The organism is Sphingomonas sp. (genome assembly GCF_039595165.1).
Lineage (GTDB): Bacteria > Pseudomonadota > Alphaproteobacteria > Sphingomonadales > Sphingomonadaceae > Sphingomonas.
On record NZ_JBCNMA010000196.1, the window covers coordinates 1 to 3,635 of the forward strand.

The 3,635-nt window shown below is 67.3% G+C and carries 4 protein-coding genes; 2 read left to right on the plus strand and 2 right to left on the minus strand.

Annotated features, from left to right (window positions below; genetic code table 11):
- Both ABDV68_RS18605 and ABDV68_RS18610 read right to left on the minus strand, forming a co-directional pair.
- Window positions 1–1,506: M2 family metallopeptidase (locus ABDV68_RS18605; RefSeq protein ID WP_343521583.1), on the minus strand; the 1,506-nt coding region annotated here is incomplete at its 3' end.
- A 61-nt stretch (window positions 1,507–1,567) separates the two neighbouring features.
- The gene (locus tag ABDV68_RS18610; RefSeq protein WP_343521584.1) at window positions 1,568–2,320 is read right to left on the minus strand and encodes an alpha/beta fold hydrolase; all 753 of its coding nucleotides are present in this window, start codon (window positions 2,318–2,320) and stop codon (window positions 1,568–1,570) included.
- Between the two features lie 127 nt (window positions 2,321–2,447).
- Between ABDV68_RS18610 and ABDV68_RS18615 the strand changes: the two genes are divergently transcribed.
- Together ABDV68_RS18615 and ABDV68_RS18620 are read left to right on the plus strand one after the other, a co-directional pair.
- Window positions 2,448–2,891 carry a MarR family transcriptional regulator gene (locus tag ABDV68_RS18615; RefSeq protein WP_343521585.1) on the plus strand — a complete coding sequence of 148 codons (444 nt, stop codon included), beginning with the start codon at window positions 2,448–2,450 and terminating at the stop codon, window positions 2,889–2,891.
- A partial coding sequence (locus tag ABDV68_RS18620) for an HlyD family secretion protein (RefSeq protein ID WP_343521586.1) occupies window positions 2,884–3,635 on the plus strand: 752 nt, incomplete at its 3' end. The genes ABDV68_RS18615 and ABDV68_RS18620, both read left to right, overlap by 8 nt.

Sequence of the window (3,635 nt, forward strand, 5' to 3'; positions counted from 1 at the left end):
GAACTTGCTCTCGTCGCGCTTCACCGGCGGGGTGATGCCCTGATACTGAAGCCGCAGCGCGTCCCATGACGCCTGATAGCCGGTCGGCTTGATCCCGCCCGAGAACACGCCCCAGCGCCACTTGTCGATGAGCAGGCCGAACGGCAGGAACGCCACCTTGTCCATCGCCTGGCGCAGCAGCAGCCCGGTGTCCTTGTCCGCGCTCGGCACCTTGGCCGGGTCGAGCAGGCCGATCGAGACGAGATAGTCGGGCGTGATCGACAGCGCCACGAAATCGCCGATCGCCTCGTGGAAGCCGTCATTGGCGCCGGTGCGGTAGATCAGCGGCTGCTTGTTGTAGGCGCGCTGATAGTAGTTGTGGCCCAGCTCGTGGTGGATCGTGACGAAGTCGTCCGAATTGACCTTGATGCACATCTTGATGCGCAGGTCGTCGACATTGTCGAGGTCCCAGGCCGAGGCGTGGCACTGCACCTCGCGGTCGGCGGGCTTCACGAACAGCGAGCGCTTCCAGAAGGTCTCGGGCAGCGGCGCGAAGCCCAGCGAGGAGTAGAAGCCCTCCCCGGCCTTGACCATCTTGATCGCGTCATACTGCTTCGCGGTCAGCAGGTCGCCGACGTCATAGCCGAGGTCGCCCGCGCCGGCCGGCGCCACGATGTCATAGATGTTGCCCCATTCCTGCGCCCACATGTTGCCGAGCAGGTCGGCGCGGATCGGTCCGGTCTTGGGCTGGACGGCGTCGCCATACTTCTCGTTGAGCTTCCAGCGGACATAGGTGTGCAGCGACTCGTAGAGCGGCTTCACCTCGTTCCACAATTTGTCGGTGAGCTTGGCGAACTCCTCGGGCGGCATGTCGTAGTTGGAGCGCCACATCGCGCCGACATCCTTGAAGCCGAGTTCGCGCGCGCCCTCGTTGAGCAGCCCTGCGGCGCGCTGATAGTCCGCCCGCTGCGGCGCCCCGACATTGTCGTGCCAGCTCGTCCACATCTCCTTGAGCTCGGCGGGATTGCGGTTGGTGCCCATCGCCGCTTCGGCGTCGTTGCCGCTGATCGGCTGGCCCTTCAGCGTCGCCTTGCCGGTGCCGTAGACCGTCTGCATGTCGGTCTGCAGCTTGGACAGCGTCGCCGCGGCGCCGGCGCGGGTCGGCGCGGGCGAGGTGATGCCGCTGCGCAGGATGTCGAGCTGGCGCCTGGTGTCGGGCGAAAGACCCTTCACCTTCTCATACTTCGCCGCCTCGAGCGCGAAGCGAACCGCCATCTCGGTGCCCTCGGCCTGGCTCTTGGCGACCAGCGCCGAGGTGTCATCGTTGATATAGGTCGCGTAGAGCCACTGGATCCGCGCGTCGTCCTGCGAGAACTCGTCATATTCCTTGACCGCGCGCTCGAGGAACGCGTCGGCGCCGGCCGGCGTCAGCTCGCTCGCCACAGGCGCCGCCTTCTTCTCCTGCGCCGTGGCGGGTCCCGCCAGCAGCATCGCAAGCGCGATCGTCGAAATTCCAGTGCGGATCATCAGGCCCTCTAAAATCTGGTTTTGTGGATGCGGCGGACACTGCGCCCGCCTCCGGATGCGGTCAAGCGGTCAGAAATGATACGATCGCGTCGCCCAGCTCGGCGCGCGTCACCGCGCTCATATGGTTGCCGGGGATCTCGACGACACGGCCCTGCGGCAGCATCGCGGCGAGTTCCTCGAACGACCCGACCTCGTCGTCCGCCTCGCCGCCGACCACCAGCACCGGCAGGTCGATCCTCGCCACCTCTTCGGCGGGCGTGTCGACGAAGGTGTCGAGCACGCCCAGCAGCGCCTGCGGATCGCCCTTGGTCGTCTTGAGGAAGGCCTGCGACATGAACTCGGGATCGCCATGCCTGAAGCTGCCGAAATTGGTCAGCACCCGCCGGAAGAACCCGGCCCGCCGCCCGGTATCGACGACGCCTTCGTCCCCAAGTCCCGACAGCACCGCGCGGCGCGGAGTCGGCGCGACTCCGCGCGCCAGCACCCGCACCGTCGTCCGCGCGCCGAGCGAATAGCCGCCCAAATCATAGTCGGTGAGACCGAGATGCGCGATCAGCGCCTCGGCGTCCATCGCCAGCGCGTCGGGCGGATAGGCGCTCGCCTCGTGCGGCCTGGCACTCTCGCCATGCGCACGCAGATCCGGCATGATCACCCGGAACCCGGCGCTCACCAGCTTCGCCGCCGTGCCATATTTGATCCAGTTGGTGTCGGCGTCGGAAAAATAGCCATGGATCAGCACCACCGGCCGGCCCTGTCCCGTCTCCCGCCACGCCAGCGTCGTGCCGTCGAAGCTCCCGAACATCTGAGTCTGCATGAACGCGGGATGCCGCACTTCGCCGCCGGACGAAACCCTCGATTGATTGCACGATACGCAATCGTCGCGTTGCAATATGCAACTAGTGAGCATGGAAATTATAAGCATGCTTATTATATCGCGCGACATGACCGACTCACTTGGCTTTCTCATCGCCGACATCTCGCGGCTGATGCGCCGGCGCTTCGACGAGCGCGCGCGCAGCCTCGGCACCACGCGCGCGCAGTGGCGCACGCTCAAGATGCTCGAGCGCAACCAGGGCAGCAACCAGGGCGCGCTGGCCGAATTGCTCGAGATCGAGCCGATCACGATGGGCCGCATGATCGACCGGCTCGAAGAGTCGGGCCTGGTCGAGCGCCGCCGCGACCCCAGCGATCGCCGCGTCTGGCGCATTCATCTGACCGAGGCGGCGCAACCCGTGCTGCTTCAGCTTCGCGAGATTGCCGACGAGCTGTTCGACGACGTGCTGACCGGCCTCAGCGCCGCCGATCGCACGCGCCTCTATCAGCTCCTCGCCGCCGTTCACGCAAACCTCACCGCCGACGACATCAAAGAGGCCGCCAATGGCTGACGCCGACCCCAAGCTCGACACCACCGAAGCGATCGAGATCACCGAAGCGGCCCCCGCGCCGCGCAAGCGCCGCTGGCTGCGCCCGCTGCTGATGTTCGGCGTGCCGCTGCTGCTGATCGCGGCGGTCGGCAGCTGGTGGACGCTCTCGGCCGACACCGTTTCGACCGACAATGCCTATGTCCAGCAGGACAAGGTTTCGGTCGCCGCCGACGTCGCCGGGCGCATCACCGAGGTCGCGGTCAAGGAGAACCAGCCGGTCAAGGCCGGCGACCTGCTCTTCCGCATCGACCCCGAACCCTATCGCATCGCGCTCGAACAGGCCGACGCCGCGATCGCCAATGCGCAGGTCCAGGTCGGCACGCTCCGGGCGAGCGTCGTCGGCACCGGCGCCGACATCCAGGCCGCGCGCGACCAGATCGCCTCGGCGCAGGAAGACTATGCCCGCCAGAAGGCGCTGATGGACCGCGGCTTCACCACGCGTGCGCGCTACGACCAGGCGCTGCACTCGGTCGAGCAGGCCCGCGCCAGCTACCAGCGCGCCGTCGCCGATGCCGCCGAGGCCCGCTCGAAGCTCGCCAACGGCGCCGCCGTGCCGGGCGTCAACCCCGCCATCGCTTCGGCCCGCGCCCAGCGCGACAAGGCCGCGCTCGATCTCTCGCGCACCGCGCGCTACGCGCCGGTCGACGGCGTGGTCAGCCAGGCCGACCGGCTGCAGGTCGGGCAGATGATGATGTCGGGCCTGCC